The following is a 19,115-nucleotide window of genomic DNA, read 5'->3' as shown; positions in this document are numbered from 1 at the left end:
GGACACCTGTCCCTTCCTCTCGGGACGGCAGGACCACCACTGTCCACAGGTGACGGGTGGGGACCCTGCCCGGCGAGAGGAGCAGTGGTGAGGACGACTGGAACACCGATCGGACGCCGCGGCGGCGTCCTCGGGGGCCACCGGGGAAGACGACGTGGGCCGGCGGGCCGGGGGCGGTGGATTGCCGCCGCACTGAGCGCCGTGCTGGCGGTCACGATGCACCAGACGCCTGCGCGGGCCGCCGACCCGGTGTCCTTCGACGAGCAGACCGTGCACGGCGCGCTGTTCGGGGCGGTCGTGCAGCTGCGCGACCCCGGCCCGACCGGCCTGAAGGACGCTCTGCTCACCGCCGAGCTGCTGGACTGGCGTACCACCCACCCGGCCGCCGACGCCGTCCAGGTCGCCGGACACGTGGCGGCGACCCGGGCGACCGCCGACGTCACCGTGCCCGACGGCGGCGGTGACGAGCGGTCCCGGTTCGCCGTGGCGATGGCCGTCCTGGCCCGGCTCGTCCTGACCACCAGCGCCGGCGCGGTGACCAACGGCCCGGCGCTGCGCGGCTACCTGACCAGCACCGTCGGCGCGGAGGGCGCCAACGTGGTGCCGGAGACGCTCGACCTGGTGCGTGGGGGCTACCAGGACGCGGCCTGGAACGCCCGCAGCCGGGACCTCGTCCGGGCGACCTGGTCGGAGCTGCACCGCCGGGCCGCCACCGACGACGCGCTCGCCGCCGGCTGGGACACCGCCTTCGCCGCTCGCACCGGCACCGCCGTCCGCGCCTCCGTCGACACCCTGTTGGCCACGAAGATCCACGAGCCGCGGGCCGGGGGCAACACCGGGACGCTGGGGTACTACGTGCCGCTGGCCGCGATCCGGGACGAGCGCGACGACGCGACCGCCTACAAGGCGTTGACCCAGGACCGCGCGTACGCGGCGCTGGCCGTGCTGGACGAGGGCGGCCGGACCCGCGTCGAGGAGGTGATCGCCCGCTCCGCCGCCTACCCGGTCAACGAGAACCCGAAGCCGGAGCAGGCGGTGATCGACGCGGAGAAGCGCAAGACCGCCGAGAACAAGCTCGTCTTCGAGGGCCTCGGCGCCACCGTCAGCGTGCTGTCCACCCTGGTCGGCTTCGTCGACCCCGAGTTCGGCAAGCAGTTGGCGACCATCGGCAAGGCCGTGGTCACCTCGGTCACCGCCATCAACACCTACATGATGACGGTGCTGGGGCAGGGGCTGAGCGCGGCGGCGACCGCGATGGGCACGGCGGTGCTGACCGGCAACCTCCTCGGCGCGGCGGTCAGCCTGATCGGCCTGTTCGCCGGCGGCGGCGACCCGAACGCCGCCATCCGAGCCGAGATCGGCAAGCTCCGCGACCAGATCAACCGGCTGGCCCAGGGCATGGACCGGCGGTTCGACCGCATCGAGTCGGCGCTCAAGGAGATGTACGCCAACCTGATCACCCAGCTCAACGAGCTGCTGAAGGGGATCGACGAGGTGCGGGCCAACCTCGGCAGGATCGCCACCCAGCTGCAGAGCATCGAGCGCAAGATCGACTCCATGGCCCTGGCCACGCACGTCGCCCTGGAGAACATCGCCCGGTCCGAGCTGAACTCGGTGATCACCACCTACGTGCACCACCGGGAGATCACCGGGCAGCCCATCCCGGACTACGTCAACACGTACTACCCGAAGGCCGAGTCGCCGACGTTCAAGTTCGCCACCGTCGACGCGGCCCAGGAGGGCACCTTCACCGTCCCGGCCGGCACCAGCCTCGCCGACCCGGTGAGCGCGCTCGACCTCTACCTGCCCGAGGGCTCGATCAACTACCTGTCGCAGTGGGCCCGCGCGACGGTCGGCGGCACCTGGACCACCGGCCCCGTCGCCAACCCCGCCGCCTGGAACACCGCCGCCCGCGTCTACAACATCCTGCAACTGGAGAACCCCGCGTACGCCGTCCAGGTCAGCCCCGGCCGCGCCACGGCCGTCGCCGACGCCGGCATCGCGATCAACGAGCGGGTGCGCGAGTTCAGCCGCCCGGCCGCCGACGGCACCACCAACGCCCTGTTCACCAGGCTGATGGACGACTACCGCAACGCGGTCGTCGCCTGGAACGCGCAGGTGGACAAGGTGCGCAAGGCCGTGCTGTGGAACGGCGACGGCCAGCCTGAGCTGGTGCACGACATGTGGGGCAGCCCGGACCAGGAACTCCCGGCCGCCAACCGGATCACCGAGAACGAGTCGATCGGCGGCTGCACCACCACCGGCAACCTGCCCGGCCGCCCGATCCCCGCCACCCTCCGGCGCGGCAACCTGCCCAACGCCTTCCACCTGACCAACCACGCGATGCCGCCGGGGCAGAAGCCGACCTTCTCCTCCTGCTACGACGCCCAGTACGTCAACGTCGAGGAGAACGAGGGGCCGCGCTTCCACACCTGGACCGGCGACCTCCAGATCACCGTGCGGTCCCGGGTGAAGTGGGCGAACGGGGACTGGCAGGAGGTGCAGAGGGCCACCCGGGTCTTCCCCATCGGCACCTTCTGCTCGTGGAGCACGACGTCGCCGACCCCGAGCGGCTACTGCTACGAGGAGAGCAAGTACCTCAACGAGCGCTGGGGCACCTACCGGGCGGCGTTCGAGTCGGCCGCCATCCCGGTGGACACGGCGCAGGCGGCGACCGCCCGGACCAAGGCCGCGGCGATGCTCTCCGGCCGGCAGAAGTACTTCTACCGGGTGATGCTGGCCGGCACCGGGCCCAACCCGCCGAGCAGCAGCAGCTGGGCGGACTCCCAGGTGCTCTGGCAGCGGGGCAAGGCGGTGTCCAACGCCCTGCGGATGCTCCAGGCGTACTCGGAGCTGGGCTGGGCGGGCGCGCTGGAGCAGGACGACAGCCTCAACGGGCTGCTCTTCGGCACCAACGGGCTGCCCGCCGACTACGCCCGCCCGCGCAGCGACGCCGACCAGTCGCGCAACCAGCACCTGCACAACGCGTTCACCCAGGCGGTCGTCAACTACTCCGGTTGCGCCCAGCAGGTCGACTGGGACGCGTGTGCGGACGACAAGTCCGGCTTCGACCCGCAGGCCAACCAGGGGCAGTACGGTGCCGGCTGCGCGCAGGGGGACATCACCGGCAAGCCGCGCGACCCGGTGAGCGCCTGCCTGGCCGGCGGTGCCGCCGCCCGGCTGGAGCTGCTGAAGCAGCGCTACACCCACTGGTCGGCGCGGGTGCACTCCGGTGGTCACACCGAGGGGCTGCCGAAGGTCAGGGCCGCGGTCGACATGACCCGGGCCACCAGCGCCAACCTGCACTGAGCCAAGGGACGCCGACCGGCCCGCCGACCAGGGACACCGACCCGGGTCGGCGGGCCTCCGGGCGTACGCCAAGGGGGTCTCACTGCTGCCCGGAGCGCCCGGAACCCGGGGCGACGTGCGGCCCGACCGCCCGGTCCAGCGCGGCGGCCACCTCGTCGGGGTCGCCGTCGCCGGGCACCACGACGAACCCGCCGAACTCCGGCAGTGCCCGGTAGGCGGCGTCCAGCGCGCGCAGGTGCGTCAGCTCCTCGGTGTCGATGCCGCGGGCCAGCACCCGCCGCTGCGCGACCTCCGGCGCGACCGCCAGGAAGCAGACCACCGCCGGCGCGGGGAAGACCCGGTACGCCGCGCGCACGGCCCGCCCGCCCCGGTCGCCCCGGGCCCGTACGATCACGTGCTGGCAGTAGGTCCAGCGGTCCAGCACCGCCGTGCGCCCGGTCGCCCACGACCAGAGCACGGTGCGGGCCATCGCTGCCGCGCGCACCGTCGCCTCGACGACCGGATAGAGGGTACGACCGAACAGCGCCACCCCGTCCGGCCGTCCGACCGCCCGGGCGAGCCTGTTCCACAGCGGCCGGCCGCCGGCGTTCTCGAAGTACGCGGCCGGGACGCCCCTTGCGGTCAGCCGCCGCGCCAACGCCCGCGCCTGGGTGGTCTTGCCGGAGCCGTCGACGCCGACGAGCGCGATCAGCACGGGACGCCGCATGGCGGCCACCCTACCCACGGCGCGCCAAACGCTCTCGCCCGCGCTCCCCGCGCCCCGCGCTCCCCGCGCTCCACCCGCCGCCCGGCCGCCGCCCGCCCGCCGGGCCCCCGGCGTGAGAAGGGGACCCTTCTCTACCGGAGGCGTTAAGAAGGGGCCCTTCCTTCTACCGCAGCCGGGGACGCCAGGTGGAGGCGGCGGCGGGCAGGCCGCGTCGGACGATGCCCGCCCGGTCGGGGTCGCGCAGCACCGCCGCCGCCGTCTTGCGCGCCTGCGCGGCGGTGAAGTGCGGCGGCAGCATCAGCTCGGCCGGGTCCACCATCGCGTTGATCACCGTCGGGCGGTCGGCGGCCAGGGCGCGCCGCCAGGCGTCCGGCACCTGGTCGGGGGAGTCGACCAGGACGCCGTGCAGGCCGAGCACCTCCGCCCACCGGTGGTACGCCACGTCGGGCAGGTCCTGGCTGGCCGGGAACATCGGGGTGCCCTCGCCGGAGCGCTGCTCCCAGCTCACGAACGCGAGGTCCCGGTTGTTGAGCACCAGCACCACGAACCGGGGGTCCGGCCAGCTCCGCCAGTGCTTCGCCACGGTGATCAGCTCGTTGACGCCGTTCATCTGCATCGCCCCGTCGCCGAGCAGGGCGACCAGCGGCCGGTCCGGGTGGGCGAGCTTCGCGGCGATCCCGTACGGCATCGCCCCGCCCATCGACAGCAGGGTGCCCGAGAGGCTGGCCAGCATGCCGGGGCGTACCCGCAGGTGCCGGGCGTACCAGGCGGTGCAGGTACCGCAGTCGACGGCGAGCATGACGTCACCGGGGAGCTGGTCGTCCAGCGCCGCGAACAGCGCCTGCGGGTTCACCGGGTCGGCGGACTGGCCGGCGATCTCCCGCTGGGCGCGACGCCAGCCGGCGGTGGCGTCGGCGATGCGCTGCCGCCAGGCGGTCGGTGCGGCGCCGGGGCCCAGCTCGCGCAGCAGCGCCCGCAGGGTGGGGCCGGCGTCGCCGGTCAGGTTGACCTCGGTGGGGTAGCGCAGCCCCAGTCGGCTGCCGTCCACGTCGATCTGCACGCCCCGGGCCTGCCCCTGCGGCGGGTAGAACTCCGAGTACGGCATGTTGCTGCCGACGATCAGCAGCCGGTCGCAGTCGCGCATGAGCTGCCAGCTCGGCCGGGTGCCCAGCAGCCCGATCGCGCCGGTGACCCACGGCTCGCGGTGGTCGACGGCGGCGAAGCCGAGCAGGGCGGTGGCCACGCCCGCGCCGAGGCGGTCGGCGACCTGCCGCACCTCGGCCTCCGCGCCCAGGGCGCCCTGGCCGACCAGCATCGCCACCCGCTCGCCGCCGCGCAGCACCTCCGCCGCCCGGCGGACGTCCGCCTCCGGCGGCACGGTCGTGGCGCTGCTCGGCACGGCGGAGGTGTGGTAGTAGCCGTGCGCGTGCGGCGGGTCCGGCACGGCCGGCTCGTCCTGCACGTCCGAGGGGAGCACCAGCGCGGTGACCGTGCGCCGGGCCAGCGCCGTCCGGCAGGCCCGGTCCACCAGGTGCCGCACCTGGGACGGGTCGTCGAGCTGGGCCAGGAACGCCGAGGCGACGTCCTTGTAGAGGGCGAGCAGGTCGACCTCCTGGTAGTAGCCGCCCCCCTCGGCGGTCAGCGCGGTGTGCCCCACCAGGGCCACCACCGGCTGGTGGTCGAGCTTGGCGTCGTACAGGCCGTTGAGCAGGTGGATTGCGCCCGGGCCGCTGGTGGCCAGGGCGCAGCCGAGCGGCCCGCCGCCGTACTTGACGTGCGCCGACGCGGCGAAGCCGGCGGTCTCCTCGTGGCGCACCTGGACGAACTCCGCCCGCCCGGCGGCGCGTTGCAGCGCCGAGGTCATCCCGTTGATGCCGTCGCCCGGGTAGCCGAAGTAGCGGCGCACGCCCCACTGGGCCAGCCGGGCCACGATGTGGTCGGCGACGGTGGCGTCCCTGGGCAGCCCGCCGTGCCCGTCCGGTGCCGGCTCGCCGGCCTGTTTCGCGCTCACCCGCAGGGTCCCTCCGGTCGCGTCCGCTGTCCCGGGTCACCCTTCCCCGTCGTACGCCGGGAAAACGCCGACCGGCGACCGGCGCTCGGAGCCGGCGGCGTGGTCCGGCAGAATCGCCGGATGCCCGTGCACCAGATCACCGACCCCGACGACGAGCGGATCGCCGACTACCGCGCGCTGACCGACGTGGAACTGCGCACCCGGTGGGAGCCGCCGCACGGCCTGTTCATCGCCGAGGGCGAGCTGGTGCTGCGCCGGGCGCTGCGGGCCGGCTACCCGGCGCGGTCGTTCCTGGTGGATGCCAAGCGGGTCGACCAGCTCGCCGACCTCGACACCGGCGACGCCCCGGTGTACGCGGCCACCCCGGACGTGCTGGAGCAGGCGACCGGCTTCCACGTGCACCGGGGGGTGCTCGCCTCGTTCCGGCGCAGGCCGCTGCCGGACGCCGCGGGGGTGCTCGCCGCCGCGCGGCGGGTGGCGATCCTGGAGGACGTCAACAACCACACCAACCTCGGCGCGATCTTCCGGGGGGCCGCCGCGCTCGGCGTCGACGCGGTGCTGCTGTCGCCCACCTGCGCCGACCCGCTCTACCGGCGCAGCGTGCGGGTCAGCATGGGCGAGGTCTTCGCGGTGCCGTACGCCAAGTTCGAGCGCTGGCCGGACGGCCTGGGCCAGGTGCGGGAGGCGGGCTTCACGGTGCTGGCCATGACGCCGGCGGCGGACGCGGTGCCGATCCAGCGCCTGACCCCGGCGCAGCGCGCGCGGGCGGCGCTGCTGCTGGGCGCCGAGGGCCCCGGCCTCACGGCGGCGGCCCAGGCCGCCAGCGACGTGCGGGTGGTCGTCCCGATGCGGCGCGGGGTGGACTCGTTGAACGTGGCCGCCGCCGCGGCGGTGGCGTTCTGGGAGCTGGGCCGCGACGATCCGCCGTCCGGCGGCGGGTAGCCGCCGCGGGCGGGGGAGTGACGCCCGTCGCGTCGGGCGCGTCCGCTTGCATGACCATGCGGCGTGATGAATAATCTTCCCCGTGTCCAAGGTTCTCACCTCCCTGCCCATCGGCGAACGTGTCGGCATCGCCTTCTCCGGCGGCCTCGACACCTCGGTCGCGGTCGCGTGGATGCGCGACAAGGGCGCCGTCCCCTGCGCCTACACGGCCGACATCGGCCAGTACGACGAGCCCGACATCGCCTCCGTGCCCGGCCGCGCGCTCAGCTACGGCGCCGAGGTCGCCCGGCTGGTCGACTGCCGCGCCGCCCTGGTCGAGGAGGGCCTGGCCGCGCTGACCTGCGGCGCGTTCCACATCCGCTCGGGCGGGCGGGCCTACTTCAACACCACCCCGCTGGGCCGGGCCGTGACCGGCACCCTGCTGGTGCGGGCCATGATCTCCGACGACGTGCAGATCTGGGGCGACGGCTCGACGTTCAAGGGCAACGACATCGAGCGGTTCTACCGCTACGGCCTGCTGGCCAACCCGCAGCTGCGCATCTACAAGCCGTGGCTCGACACCGACTTCGTCACCGAGCTGGGCGGGCGCAAGGAGATGTCGGAGTGGCTGCTGGAGCGCGGCCTGCCCTACCGGGACAGCACCGAGAAGGCATACTCCACCGACGCCAACATCTGGGGCGCCACCCACGAGGCGAAGACCCTCGAACACCTCGACACCGGCATCGAGACGGTCAACCCGATCATGGGCGTGAAGTTCTGGGACCCGACCGTGGAGATCCCTGCCGAGGACGTCACGATCGGCTTCGACCAGGGCCGCCCGGTGACCATCAACGGCAAGGAGTTCGGCAGCCCCGTCGACCTGGTGCTGGAGGCCAACGCCATCGGCGGCCGGCACGGCCTGGGCATGTCCGACCAGATCGAGAACCGGATCATCGAGGCCAAGAGCCGGGGCATCTACGAGGCGCCCGGGATGGCGCTGCTGCACGCCGCGTACGAGCGGCTGGTCAACGCCATCCACAACGAGGACACCCTGGCCAACTACCACAACGAGGGCCGCCGCCTCGGCCGGCTCATGTACGAGGGGCGCTGGCTGGACCCGCAGGCGCTGATGCTGCGCGAGTCGTTGCAGCGCTGGGTCGGCGCGGCGGTCACCGGCGAGGTGACCCTGCGGCTGCGCCGGGGCGAGGACTACTCGATCCTCGACACCACCGGGCCGGCGTTCAGCTACCACCCCGACAAGCTGTCGATGGAGCGCACCGAGGACTCGGCGTTCGGCCCGTCCGACCGGATCGGCCAGCTCACCATGCGCAACCTGGACATCGCCGACTCGCGGGCGAAGCTGGAGCAGTACGCCTCCCTCGGCCTGGTCGGCGGCGCGGCCCCCCAGCGGATGATCGGCGCGGCGCAGGCCGCCTCGACGGGGCTGATCGGCGCGATGCCGCAGGGCGGCGCGGAGGCCATCGCCTCGCGGGGCGTCCCCTCCGCCGACGACGTGGCACTCGACCGCGCCGCCATGGAGCTCGGCGTCGACTGACCGGGCCACGGCGGTCCGGCACCCGAGCCACCCGGCGAGGGCGGCGGCCCGCCCGGCACCGGCCGCCGGCCCCACGTGGCGGCCTGTTCAGGATCGGAGTCACGGACGGTAGCGTGTCGCGCGTGTTCCCTACCGTCCGTGAGATCCTCGCGCTCGACCCGATCCGCCACGGCGCGCCCCGCCTGGTGGCCGGGGAAGCCGGCCTGGACCGGCCGGTGCGCTGGGTGCACGTGGCGGAGGTGCCCGACATCGCCGCCCTGCTGCGCGGCGGCGAGGTGGTGCTCACCACCGGCATCGGGCTGCCCGGCGACGACGCCGGGCTGCGCGCGTTCATCGGCGAGCTGGCCGACGTCGGGGTCTCCGGCCTCGTCGTCGAGTTGGGCCGCCGGTACGTCAGCGGCGTGCCCCGGGTGATGGCCGCCGCCGCGGCCCGGCGCGGGCTGCCCCTGGTCGAGCTGCGCCGGGCCACCCCGTTCGTGCGGGTCACCGAGGCCGTGCACGCGCTGATCGTCGACGCCCAGCTCACCGAGCTGCGGGCGACCGAGGAGATCCACCAGCGGTTCACCGAGCTGTCGGTCGAGGGCGCCGGCCCGGCCGAGGTGGTCCGGCAGGCCGCCGAGCTGTCCGGCTGCCCGGTGGTGCTGGAGAACCTGTCGCGGCAGGTGCTCGCGTACGACCCGGCGGGGCAGAGCGCCGAGCTGCTGCTGGACGGCTGGGAGCAGCACTCCCGGCGGATCAGCCCGCCGGGGCGGACCGCGTACGACGCGGACCGGGGCTGGCTGGTCACCACCGTCGGGGCCCGGGGGCAGGACTGGGGCCGGCTGCTGCTGCGCTGGCCGGGCGGCGGCGAGCTGACCACCGGCGCGCCGGTGCCCGACGGGGCGGCGGAGCCGGACCCGGCCGGCGTCGCCCCGCCGCCCCAGGCCCCGCCGACGCGGCTGACGATCCTCGTCGAGCGGGCCGCCTCCACGCTCGCGCTGGGCCGGCTGATCCGCCGCGACGCCGAGGGGCTGGAGCGGCAGATCCACCGCACGCTGCTCACCGCCCTGCTGGACCACTCCCGCCCGGTCGACGAGGTGGCCCTGCGCGCGCGGGCCCTGGGCGTGGTGCTGGACCGCCGGCACCTGGTCGGCGTGGTGGTGCGCTACCGCAGCGACGAGCCGGCCGCCGACGGGGCCCCGCCGGAGGGGCCCGTTCCGGCGGACCCGGAGGCGGGGCCGGCCCGGCTGCGGGACCTGTCCGAGGCGGTCGGGCAGGCCCTGCGGGAGGCGAAGCTGACGGGGCTGAGCAGCGCCGTCGACGACCAGGCCGTGGGCGTGCTGCTCGCCCTGCCCGACCCGGCGGCCGAGGACCGGGCGCTGGCCGCGTTCGCCGCCGCGCTGCGCCGCAACCGGGTCGACGCCGCCGGGCCGAGGGCCGCCGAGCCCGCTGCGGCGCGGGCCACGGGGGCGGGCGCGGTGATCGTCGCCGCCGGCTCCGGGGTGGGCAGCCTCCGGGAGGCGCGCCGCTCGCTGGTCGAGGCGCGGCAGGTCGCCGACGCGGCCCGCCGGGACCGCCGGGACCTGCCGATCTTCCGGCTGCCGCACGTCGGGCTGGCCGGCCTGCTGCACCTGCTGCGCGACGAGCCGCGCCTGCAGACGTTCGTCGAGCGCGAGCTGGGGGCCCTGCTGGCGTACGACGCCCGGCACCCCCGCGAGCAGCTTCTGGGCACCCTGCGGGCGTACCTGGAGCAGGGGCGCAACAAGTCGGCGGCTGCCGCCGCCGCGCACCTGTCCCGGCCGGCGTTCTACGAGCGGCTGGCCCGCATCGCCCGGATCCTCGACGCCGACCTGGACTCGGTGGAGGCGTGCCTGTCCCTGCACGTGGCCCTGCTGGCCCTGGACGCCGTCCGCACCCCCTGACCGGCCCCCGATCAGCCCGGCGGGAGGACCTTCGCGTAGGCGGGCGGGACGTGGTGGGGGCCGCCGGGGGTGAAGACGTCCGAGGCAGCCGCCGCCGACCAGGCGGTCTCGGGGACCGCGTCGACCAGGGCGCGCACGACCGGCGCGTCGCGCCACTGGTCCTGCTCGGCGAGGAGGCTCAGCGCCACCACCGACTCCTCGACCTCGCCGACGCACTCGAACGGCTTGTGCCCGTCGACGCCGAGCAGCTCCCGGTAGCCGGGGAGCTGGGACTCGTCGGCCAGCAGGTCGCCGCCGAAGATGCGCACGACCCGCTCGCGCGGCATGAACGGCGCCATGGCCAGGAAGACGAACCGGCACTTCGGGCAGTCGCGGCACCAGCGCTCGCTCGCGTCGCGCAGCTTGAATGCGGCGTTGCAGCTCGTCACCACGTCGTCGTACCGGTCGATCTCGGCGAAGAGCCGGGCGATGTGCAGCTCGGACAGCGGGCGCAGCAGCGAGAAGTACGGCTCGGTGAGCCCGGCGTGCTCGGCCAGCGCCGCCCGCAGCAGCCCCTCGGCCTCCACGCCCTTGGACCACTGGTGGTTGATCTCGTGGCCGTTCCAGACCAGGTTCGGGTCGGACGCGGACCGCTCGTTGGACATCACCACCGGGCCGAGCCCGCCCAGCACGGCCGTGGCGACCGCGATCAGCGAGTTGATCGCGGTGACCGGGATGTGCCCGTTGCGGGCCCCGGCGGCGTTGAGGTCGAACAGCACCGGGTCGATGCGCCGCCGCGCCGCGAGGGCGGTCAGCCCGGACGCCTCGTTGACCGCGACGATGACGTGGTTCGGGTTCACCGAGAACGGCACCGGGTCGAGGCCGGCGTGGCGCAGCGCCTCCAGGCTGACGATGGAGTCCTTGCCGCCGCCGACGGCCGACAGGGGGCGCAGCTCGGAGTTGTCGTACGCGCGGGCGGGCGACACCGACCCGGCGGGGATCTCCGGGGCCAGCTCCAGCACGTGCGGGAGCTGGTTGCGGTAGGCGTATTCGGCGAGGCCCTTGGTGTAGACGGCCGTGACCAGCGCGGCGGCGGCCCCGCCCAGCGGCGCGGGCAGCACCAGCCGGCGGGGCGCGGCGGCCTTGTAGTAGCTGACGCCGGCGACCACGTGCAGCAGCTCCAGGACCCGGCCGAGGGTGGCCACCGTGGCGTCGGAGGGCGGCTGCGCCGGCAGCGGGAGGGTGATCGCCTCGGTGAACCGCTGCTCGCCGTCTGGGCCGGTGAGGGCGTAGTCGAACAACGCCTCGCCGGTGGCGAGGTCGATCGAGTAGGACGGGAAGGTGAAGGCGTCCATCCGCCGGAGCTGCTCGTTGGGCACACGCCATACTAGGCCCTGGTTCGTCCGGCCGTGCCCGGCTGCGTCGGACCGGCCCGCCGACGTGCCCCACCGTGGAGGAGATTCCCTGTGCGCCTGTCTGACCTGCGCGGACGTACCGTCGCCGTCTGGGGCACCGGCCGGGAGGGCCGGGCGGCGGTGACCGCGATCGCCGCGCACGGCCCGGCGGACCTGGTCGCGGTCGACGACAGCGCCAACTTCCTGGCCCTGCCCTGGGAGGGGCCGCTGGCCGAGGCGGCCCCGCTGGTCACCGGCGAGGAGGGCTTCGCCCGGCTGGCCGCCGCCGAGGTGGTGGTGCGCTCGCCGGGGGTGCCGAACACCCACCCGTGGCTGGTGGAGCTGCGCCGCCGGGGGGTCACCGTCACCCAGGGCAGCGCGCTGTGGATGGCCGACCACGCCCGGCGGACCGTCGGGGTGACCGGCAGCAAGGGCAAGTCCACCACGTCCAGCCTGATCAGCCACCTGCTCACGGCGGTCGACCGGCCGAACGTCTTCGGCGGCAACATCGGGGTGCCGCTGCTCGACCTGCCCGACGCCGACCTGTACGTGCTGGAGCTGTCCAGCTACCAGTGCGCCGACCTGACCGACTCGCCGCGCGTCGCGGTGGTCACCGCACTCTTCCCCGAGCACCTGGACGCGCACGGCGGCGAGCGGGAGTATTACCGGGACAAGCTCAATCTGCTGGCGCACGGGCCGCAGGCGATCGTGGTCAACGGGGCCGACCCGCGGCTCGCCGCCGAGCTGGGCGACCGGCCGGCCGTGCGCGCCGGCTCCCCGGACACCACGCACGTGGCCCCGGGCCCGGACGGCACGCCCTGGTTCCACCTCGGCGACCGGCCGCTGTTCGCGCGCGCGGTGCTGCCCCTGGTCGGCCGGCACAACGAGGGCAACCTCTGCGTCGCCCTCGCCGTGCTCGACGCGCTCGGCGTGGACGTGGCGGCCCGCGCCGACACCCTCGCCGTGGCGGTCGCCGGGTTCCAGGGCCTGGCCCACCGGCTCACCGAGATCGCCGACCCGTCGGGGCTCACCTTCGTCGACGACACCCTGGCCACCAGCCCGTACGCGGCGATGCACGCCATCGACGCGTACGAGGGGCGGCCGTTGACGGTGATCGTCGGCGGCACCGACCGGGGGCTGGACTACGCCCCGCTGCGCGAGCACCTGGCCGAGCGGGAGATCACCGTGCTCGGCATCCCCGACAGCGGGGAGCGGATCGTGGCCGCCCTGGCCGGGCTGCCGAAGGTGCGGGCCGAGGTGGTGGACGACCTGGTGGCCGCCGTGGGCCGGGCCCGGGAGGTCACCCCGGCCGGCGGGGTGGTGCTGCTGTCGCCGGCCGCGCCCAGCTACGGCCGGTTCCGCAACTTCGAGCACCGGTCCGAGGTCTTCGCCGAGGCGGTCCGGGACACCGCCGCCCACCCCGCCCGCTAGCCGCTGCGGGCGGCCCCGGCCGGGCGGCGGTGCGCCTTGACCGGCGTCCAGGCGAACGCGAGGCAGCCGCCGACCAGCGCGAGCAGCATCCCGACGAAGAAACCGCCCAGGTTGGACGTCAGCCAGGAGACCAGGGCGAGCACCAGGGAGACCAGCGCGTAGAACAGCCGCTGCGGCGGGTGGGCCAGCAGCAGCACGCCGCACAGCAGCAGGACGACCGGCACCAGGTAGCCGGCCAGCCCCTGCGGCCCGACGTGCAGGATGACCGGCAGTGGCGCGCGCAGCGTCACGAGGATCTCGACGCCGCCGAGGGCGACGAGCAGGCCGCCCCAGAAGGGACGGCTGCGCCGCCAGGCCCGCCACCGGCCGGCCCCGCCGGAGGTCGACCCCCCGGCGGCCCGGTGCGCCGCGTCACCCTCGGCCATCTCAGCAGCCTTCGGAGGAGAAGCGCATCCGCAGGTTCGGCAGGGTGAACACCGCGGCCGTGGTGGCGTAGTTGTTCTGCCGCAGCCCCGTGATGGTGACCCTGTCGGCCTGCTGGCCGAAGACGCCCGGGTTGCCCCGCACCCCGGGGACCTTGTCCAGCGTGCTGGCGTCCTGGCCGATGTCGATCGACTGGAACGACGCGTTGCCGGAGATCTCGTCGGAGTCGACGACCATGGTGCGGGCGGTCACCGGCTTGCCGCCGGTGCCGGCGGTGAGCTTCATGTACATGCCGCCGAGGTTGATGCTCTGGCACAGGTTGGTCAGCTCGGCCCGGTCGATCGCCGAGACGAGCACGACGACCTGGCCGCCGGTGTCGCCCTGGTTGGGGCTGTCCTCGATCATCTGGTCGAGCGTGGCGAACTGCTCGAACCCGGTCCCGTCGAGCTTGTCGGCGGTGACGACGAAGGGCATTCCGGAGATCGCGAACTGCGCGCCGAGCACCCCCTGTGCGGTGAGCAGCACCATTCCGGCGGCGCCCACCCCGGCGGCGGCCAGGCTGACCGCGAACCGCCGCCAGCGCACGCCGCCGGAGGGCGGGACCGGCTCGGTGGATACGGTGTCGTCCGACATGACGGCTCCTCTTCGAGATCGATTCGTCCGCGACAATGCGGGGGCCGCGACGCGGAGCGGGGCGATGATCTGAATTGGTTCGCGTGCGGCGTGTCGAGGCCGTCGCAGGGCGAAGTTACCGCCGAGTAAAAGGCTGGTCAAGATTGATGTCCAGTGGAGCCGGTCGATCTGCGAAAAATTGCCGATAGTGAGAAACCGCGACGGTTTCTGACCATGCTGCGGTTCGCCGGCCCGCTCAGTCGCCGCCCCGGGCCGGGCGCGCCGGGTCGACCGCGCAGGGGGCCGAGACGCCCGGGCCGCCCGCGTCGGCCGCCCGCGCCGCCCGGTCGCCGGCCTCGGGCCCGAGGAACGGCGCGGTCATCGCGTACGTCAGGACCGGCAGCAGCCGGGGCAGCTCGGCCGTTCGGCCCTGGCTCACCCGCAGGCGCAGGGTGCCGTAGATGCCGGCGACCACCGTCGTCACCAGCAGGTCGTCCTCCTCGGCCGACAGGGGCGACCGGGGCCGGGCGGGGTGGAAGAACCGGTGGAACCGCGCCAGCAGCAGGTCCCGTTCGGCGCGGGCCGCCGGGCCGGCGGCGTCGATCTCCACGAGCGCCATCCGGGCGAACGCGGGCACGCTGGCCAGCACCTCCAGCAGCGTGCGCAGGGCCGCCCGGGCGGCGTCGGGCCAGTCCGGCCCGGCCCCGGCGTAGGCGTCGTCCATGAGGCGCAGCAGGACGGCCGTGCCGTGCCGGTAGGTGGCCAGGAAGGCGTCCTCCTTGCCGGCGAAGAGGGCGTAGAAGGCGGGGCGGGTCACGCCGGCCGCGGCGCAGATGTCGGTGACCCGCGCGTTGTCGTAGCCCCTGGCCGCCACCTCGTGGACCAGCCCGTCGAAGAGCCGGTCGCGCTGGGTCGCCGCGACCGCCTCGGCCGACTGGCGGCGCGGCCCGCGCTTGATCGCCCGGTCGGGGTCGCGCCCGGGCCGGGCCCCCGGCAGGGGCGTGGACCCGGGCCGGGGCTCCGGCGGCGGGGGCGCGGATCCGGTCTCCGGGTGGGGCGCCAGCGACATTGACATCGACCTCCCTGAATCGACGATTGACTTTGCGACCCTCCGGGGTTTATAACTTCACCACATTGGGTTCCGGTCGGGTCACTGATGGTCATCTGCGCCGGATGGCCGCACCGAGCAGCGCCGAAGGAGGGCTCGATGGTCGCCATTATCGCCGACCGCACGGGTGCCCCCAAGGCCGGAAAGGTGCGGGTGACGCGGCTGCGCCGCAGTGCCCCAGCCGGCACCGGCCGCTGACCGGCCGGACCCCGAGGGTCGCTCCGCCGGGTCACCGGCCACCGACCCGCACCACCCGTCCCGCCGCCGCCCGGCGGCGTCCCGTCCCCGTCGCCCGACCGTCCACCGGCGGCGGGCCCACGGTCACGGCGTCCCTCCGTGGCCACCTCCGCGGCCACCCGGCCACGCCCGGCCCGCCGGGCGCGGTGACCCGCCGGTCCGGCCGCCGCCGTCGCACCACCACCGTCGAAAGGACCCACCATGCCCAGGTACGCACGCGCCGCCGTCGGTCTCGCCGCCGCCGCGCTGCTCGGCTCCCTCGTGGCGGCTCCCGCCTCCGCCGCCGGCCCGGTCGCCCTCGCCAACACGGTGCTCACCACCGGCAGCGCCGGCGGGACCGCCGTCGCCGTCGGCGACACCCTCCAGGCCAGCCTCCAGACCGGGACCACCGCCAACTTCTATTCGTCGGCCACCGGCACGACCGGCGTCAAGTGCGCCGCGTCCACCTTCACCGCCAAGGCGGTCACCAACCCGGCCGCGCCGGGCACCGCCACCGAGAGCCTCACCGGACAGACGTTCACCAGCTGCACCAGCAACGTGGTCGGCACCCTCGGGGTCAACAGCGTGACGGTCGACAACCTGCCCTACGCCGTCTCCGTCACCAGCGCCGGCGCGGTCACCCTCACCGGGTCGATTCAGAGCACCGTCTCGCTGCGCACCCTGCTGGGCAACGTCACCTGCGTCTACCAGGCCAACGGCGGCGTCGTGCGGGGGACGGCGTCCAACGCCACCACCTCGATCGCCTTCGTCAACCAGCCCTTCACCAAGTCCTCCGGCCCGGGCACCTGCTTCTCCTCGGCGTACTTCAGCGCGACGTACGCCCCGGTCCGGGACACCACGCAGGGCGGCGCGACCGTCTACGTGAACTGATCCGCGCCGGCCCGGCCGGCGTCCGATCTCCCCGTCGGACGCCGGCCGGGCTCCCGGTCCCCGGCCGCTCAGCCGCCCGCGACAGCGGCGTGCAGGGCGCGCATCGACCGGATCGCCGAGCGGATCTCCTGGAGGTAGCGCCCCGGCGTCAGGGTCGGCTCGGGCAGCCGCACCAGGTCGGGCAGGGCCGGGTCGACGCCGACGGTCTCGATCCCGCACCCGTACGGCACGGCGAGCGTGCGCAGCGCGTCGCAGTGCTGGAACGGCACGTAGGCCGGCGCGGTGACCATCAGCACCGGATCGCCCGGCGAGAGCCGGACGTGCTCGGCCCAGAACCGCTGCGTGTCGGCGGTGTGCGCGCGCCGCCGACCGGGCTCGCCGGACGGGGCGGCGAGCACCCGCACCGGGGGCGACCCCGCCGGCCGCCAGGTGCGCGAGGACCAGGAGCGGTGCGGGTGGCCGGCGTCCACGCCGTCCTCCTCGGCCGGCCCGGCCACCCCGAACGCGAGCCGGACCGCCGCGTCGAGGGCGTCCACCTCGGTGTCGCCGGCCACGACGCCCGCGCCGGCCAGCGCCTGCCGCTCCGCCACCGACAGCGGGCGGAAGCTGCCCAGCACGGCCACCTCGCCGGCCACCGCCGTGCCCGAGCGCACCAGGTGCGCGGCGTACGCGACCCGGCGCAGGCAGGCGTGCGCGAGCCCGCCGAGGACGACCAGGTGCGCGTACGCCCGGCGGGCCGGCGGGACCGGGCGGACCAGGCCCAGCGCGGACGCCGCGGCGAGCACCAGCCCCGCCGTGCGGGGATCGAACGCGGGCTCGACGGCCTCGGGGCGTTCCCGCCCGCCCCGGAAGTCCCAGTGCCGGGCGGAGAAGTCGTCCAGCCAGGCCAGCGCCGCCGCCAGATCGCCGGAGAACGGGTCGCCGGGGAACGGGTCGCCGCAGGACGGGTCGGCGGAGGACGGGCCGCCCCGGGGCGCGTCGCCGCCGCCGAACCGCGCGACGAGGTCCCGCAGCGGCGGCGAGCACACCCAGGCGCGCACCCCGTCGACGATCCGTGCCGGGGGAGCGCCCGCCGCCCCGTCGGGTAGCGGCACGTCCCGCATGATCCGCACGCCCCGGATCGTACCGTGCGGATCGCGTCGCCTCCGGAGCCCGGGGCCGCGGGAAACGCGCGTCGGTCGCGCCGAACGCCCCGGAAACCGCAGCCGATCGGTTGACGTGCTGTCAGCCGAAGGCCGCCGGTCCGCTACACAGTGGCAGTTGTCCCCGCCGCCGGTGGGTGGGAGCGTGCGGTGACCGCCAACGCGCTGGAGGGTGCGACGAATGACCGACGACCTGCTGGCCCGGCACCGGGCCGTGCTGCCGTCCTGGATGCCGCTCTACTACGCCGAGCCGATCGAGCTGGTCTCCGGCGCCGGCCGCCGGGTCACCGACGCGCGGGGCCGCACCTACCTGGACTTCTTCGGCGGCGTGCTGACCAACATGATCGGCTACGACATCCCCGAGATCCGGGAGGCGGTGCAGCGGCAGCTCGCCACGGGCCTCGTGCACACCTCGACGCTCTACCTGATCCGCCAGCAGGTCGAGCTGGCCGAGAAGATCGCCCGGCGCTCCGGCATCCCCGACGCGCGGGTCTTCTTCACCAACTCCGGCACCGAGGCCAACGAGGCCGCCCTGCTGGCCGCCACCAACCACCGCCGCTCCCACCAGATCCTCGCCGTGCGCAACAGCTACCACGGGCGCACGTACGCGACGATGGGCGTCACCGGCAACCGGGGCTGGTCGGCCAGCGCCCTCAACCCGCTCCAGGTGGCCTGGCTGCACTCCGGCGAGCGGCTGCGCGGCCTGCTGGCCCGCCTCGACCCCGCCGACCGCCTCGACGCGGCGGTGGAGGACCTGCGCGAGGTCCTCGCCACCCAGACCGCCGGCGACGTCGCCTGCCTGATCGCCGAGCCGGTCCAGGGCGTCGGCGGCTTCGTGCACGGCCCCGACGGCCTGCTCGCCGCCTGGAAGAAGGTGCTCGACGAGCACGGCATCCTGCTGATCTCCGACGAGGTGCAGACCGGCTGGGGGCGCACCGGGGAGCACTTCTGGGGCTACCAGGCGCACGACGTCACCCCGGACCTGCTCACCTTCGCCAAGGGCATCGGCAACGGCTTCGCCCTCGCCGGGGTCGTCGGCCGGGCCGAGGTCATGGAGTCGGTGCCGGCGATCAGCTTCTCCACCTTCGGCGGCAACCCGGTCGCCACGGCCGCCGGCAACGCCGTCCTGGACTACCTGCTCGACCACGACCTCCAGGCCAACGCGGCCCGCGTCGGCGCGATCCTCGCCGACGGGCTGCGGGCCGCCGTGGGCGGCCTCGACTGCGTCGCCGAGGTACGCGGCAAGGGGCTGATGCTCGGCGTCGAGTTCGTCCACCCGGGCACCGCCGAGCCCGACCCGGCCCTGACCACCCGGGTCTTCGAGGCGTGCCGGGCCGGCGGCCTGCTCGTCGGCAAGGGCGGCCTCTACGGCAACGTGCTGCGGATGGGCCCGCCGCTGACCCTCACCGAGGACGAGGCCCGCGAGGGGCTGGCCATCCTGGTCGACGCCGTCCGCTCCTGCGCCGACGGCGAGGCGGCGGCGTGACGTCCGGGGCGGGCGGGCCGCAGTCCGAGC

Annotated in this window: 14 protein-coding genes; 7 read left to right on the top strand and 7 right to left on the bottom strand. The window is 74.9% G+C overall.

Annotation, left to right across the window (positions count from 1 at the left end; translation table 11 throughout):
- The first annotated feature begins 216 nt into the window (after positions 1–216).
- A complete protein-coding gene (locus ACFYWL_RS22325; protein WP_386975611.1) occupies positions 217–3,309 on the top strand; it encodes a hypothetical protein in 3,093 nt (1,030 codons plus the stop codon).
- 79 nt (positions 3,310–3,388) lie between these two features.
- On the opposite strand, the gene ACFYWL_RS22320 is transcribed toward ACFYWL_RS22325, so the two are convergent.
- The gene (locus tag ACFYWL_RS22320) at positions 3,389–4,015 is read right to left on the bottom strand and encodes a dTMP kinase (protein WP_386975609.1); all 627 of its coding nucleotides are present in this window, start codon (positions 4,013–4,015) and stop codon (positions 3,389–3,391) included.
- A gap of 163 nt (positions 4,016–4,178) precedes the next feature.
- The gene (locus tag ACFYWL_RS22315) at positions 4,179–6,026 is read right to left on the bottom strand and encodes a thiamine pyrophosphate-requiring protein (RefSeq protein ID WP_386975608.1); all 1,848 of its coding nucleotides are present in this window, start codon (positions 6,024–6,026) and stop codon (positions 4,179–4,181) included.
- Between the two features lie 120 nt (positions 6,027–6,146).
- Here ACFYWL_RS22315 and ACFYWL_RS22310 point away from each other — a divergent pair, with 120 nt between their 5' ends.
- The 3 genes from ACFYWL_RS22310 (at position 6,147) to ACFYWL_RS22300 (ending at position 10,403) form a co-directional block, all read left to right on the top strand.
- Complete coding sequence (locus ACFYWL_RS22310) at positions 6,147–6,968, top strand: TrmH family RNA methyltransferase (RefSeq protein WP_386975606.1); 822 nt, start codon at positions 6,147–6,149, stop codon at positions 6,966–6,968.
- Between the two features lie 82 nt (positions 6,969–7,050).
- A complete protein-coding gene (gene argG, locus ACFYWL_RS22305) occupies positions 7,051–8,502 on the top strand; it encodes an argininosuccinate synthase (RefSeq protein ID WP_386975604.1) in 1,452 nt (483 codons plus the stop codon).
- A 113-nt stretch (positions 8,503–8,615) separates the two neighbouring features.
- Positions 8,616–10,403 (top strand): PucR family transcriptional regulator, encoded by a 1,788-nt coding sequence (locus tag ACFYWL_RS22300; RefSeq protein WP_386975602.1) that lies wholly within the window; start codon positions 8,616–8,618, stop codon positions 10,401–10,403.
- A gap of 11 nt (positions 10,404–10,414) precedes the next feature.
- On the opposite strand, the gene ACFYWL_RS22295 is transcribed toward ACFYWL_RS22300, so the two are convergent.
- On the bottom strand, positions 10,415–11,761 hold the full coding sequence (locus ACFYWL_RS22295; protein WP_386975600.1) for a hypothetical protein: 1,347 nt from the start codon (positions 11,759–11,761) through the stop codon (positions 10,415–10,417).
- 87 nt (positions 11,762–11,848) lie between these two features.
- On the opposite strand from ACFYWL_RS22295, the gene murD reads away from it, so the two are divergent.
- Complete coding sequence (gene murD, locus ACFYWL_RS22290; RefSeq protein WP_386975598.1) at positions 11,849–13,207, top strand: UDP-N-acetylmuramoyl-L-alanine--D-glutamate ligase; 1,359 nt, start codon at positions 11,849–11,851, stop codon at positions 13,205–13,207.
- On the opposite strand, the gene ACFYWL_RS22285 is transcribed toward murD, so the two are convergent.
- The 3 genes from ACFYWL_RS22285 to ACFYWL_RS22275 form a co-directional block, all read right to left on the bottom strand.
- On the bottom strand, positions 13,204–13,632 hold the full coding sequence (locus ACFYWL_RS22285) for a DUF6114 domain-containing protein (RefSeq protein ID WP_386975596.1): 429 nt from the start codon (positions 13,630–13,632) through the stop codon (positions 13,204–13,206). The two genes, murD and ACFYWL_RS22285, sit on opposite strands and share 4 nt — an antisense overlap.
- Position 13,633: 1 nt before the next feature.
- A complete protein-coding gene (locus tag ACFYWL_RS22280; RefSeq protein ID WP_386975594.1) occupies positions 13,634–14,263 on the bottom strand; it encodes a DUF6230 family protein in 630 nt (209 codons plus the stop codon).
- Positions 14,264–14,498: 235 nt separating this feature from the next.
- Positions 14,499–15,317, bottom strand: coding sequence for a TetR/AcrR family transcriptional regulator (locus ACFYWL_RS22275; protein WP_386975592.1), 819 nt, complete (start codon positions 15,315–15,317; stop codon positions 14,499–14,501).
- A 471-nt stretch (positions 15,318–15,788) separates the two neighbouring features.
- On the opposite strand from ACFYWL_RS22275, the gene ACFYWL_RS22270 reads away from it, so the two are divergent.
- On the top strand, positions 15,789–16,457 hold the full coding sequence (locus ACFYWL_RS22270) for a Tat pathway signal sequence domain protein (protein WP_386975590.1): 669 nt from the start codon (positions 15,789–15,791) through the stop codon (positions 16,455–16,457).
- A 68-nt stretch (positions 16,458–16,525) separates the two neighbouring features.
- Here ACFYWL_RS22270 and ACFYWL_RS22265 read toward each other — a convergent pair whose 3' ends face one another.
- On the bottom strand, positions 16,526–17,560 hold the full coding sequence (locus tag ACFYWL_RS22265) for a hypothetical protein (protein WP_386975687.1): 1,035 nt from the start codon (positions 17,558–17,560) through the stop codon (positions 16,526–16,528).
- Between the two features lie 220 nt (positions 17,561–17,780).
- On the opposite strand from ACFYWL_RS22265, the gene ACFYWL_RS22260 reads away from it, so the two are divergent.
- A complete protein-coding gene (locus ACFYWL_RS22260) occupies positions 17,781–19,085 on the top strand; it encodes an aspartate aminotransferase family protein (protein WP_386975589.1) in 1,305 nt (434 codons plus the stop codon).
- Positions 19,086–19,115: the final 30 nt, after the last annotated feature.

This window comes from Micromonospora sp. NPDC002575 (assembly GCF_042889525.1).
GTDB lineage: Bacteria > Actinomycetota > Actinomycetes > Mycobacteriales > Micromonosporaceae > Micromonospora > Micromonospora carbonacea.
This window is presented reverse-complemented; position numbering and strand designations above follow the sequence as displayed.

What these genes read in the sequence shown, in the direction of transcription:
- ACFYWL_RS22325 (WP_386975611.1), top strand. Translation starts at nt 217, where the DNA reads ATGCACCAGACGCCTGCGCGGGCCGCCGACCCGGTGTCCTTCGACGAG.
- ACFYWL_RS22320 (WP_386975609.1), bottom strand. Translation starts at nt 4,015, where the DNA reads ATGCGGCGTCCCGTGCTGATCGCGCTCGTCGGCGTCGACGGCTCCGGC.
- ACFYWL_RS22310 (WP_386975606.1), top strand. Translation starts at nt 6,147, where the DNA reads ATGCCCGTGCACCAGATCACCGACCCCGACGACGAGCGGATCGCCGAC.
- ACFYWL_RS22285 (WP_386975596.1), bottom strand. Translation starts at nt 13,632, where the DNA reads ATGGCCGAGGGTGACGCGGCGCACCGGGCCGCCGGGGGGTCGACCTCC.
- ACFYWL_RS22280 (WP_386975594.1), bottom strand. Translation starts at nt 14,263, where the DNA reads ATGTCGGACGACACCGTATCCACCGAGCCGGTCCCGCCCTCCGGCGGC.
- ACFYWL_RS22275 (WP_386975592.1), bottom strand. Translation starts at nt 15,317, where the DNA reads ATGTCAATGTCGCTGGCGCCCCACCCGGAGACCGGATCCGCGCCCCCG.
- ACFYWL_RS22270 (WP_386975590.1), top strand. Translation starts at nt 15,789, where the DNA reads ATGCCCAGGTACGCACGCGCCGCCGTCGGTCTCGCCGCCGCCGCGCTG.
- ACFYWL_RS22265 (WP_386975687.1), bottom strand. Translation starts at nt 17,560, where the DNA reads ATGCGGGACGTGCCGCTACCCGACGGGGCGGCGGGCGCTCCCCCGGCA.
- ACFYWL_RS22260 (WP_386975589.1), top strand. Translation starts at nt 17,781, where the DNA reads ATGACCGACGACCTGCTGGCCCGGCACCGGGCCGTGCTGCCGTCCTGG.